The sequence below is a fragment of the Peribacillus sp. SIMBA_075 genome (assembly GCF_046534585.1).
The window spans coordinates 1-270 of sequence record NZ_JAWRYN010000662.1; the positions used below are offsets into that span (position 1 = coordinate 1).

Here is a 270-nt window from a genome sequence, read left to right on the forward strand (position 1 = left end):
GTACAGAATACAACATCGAAGTAGAAGAAAAAATCATTATTGACGAAACCAATTTTGAGACGCTGGAAGAAGTCGATGCACCTGAGACTTTGGTTGAGCGCCCACCAGTTGTTACAATCATGGGTCACGTTGACCACGGTAAAACAACCTTGCTTGACGCCATTCGCTCTACAAACGTAGTTGCAGGTGAAGCAGGCGGTATTACACAGCATATCGGTGCATACCAAGTTGAAATCAAAGGAAAGAAAATCACGTTCCTGGATACACCAG

1 protein-coding gene is annotated in these 270 nt (G+C 44.1%); it reads left to right on the forward strand.

The window, feature by feature from the left end; all coding sequences use genetic code 11:
* A partial coding sequence (locus SB775_RS29835) for a GTP-binding protein (RefSeq protein WP_410864855.1) occupies positions 1 to 270 on the forward strand: 270 nt, incomplete at both ends.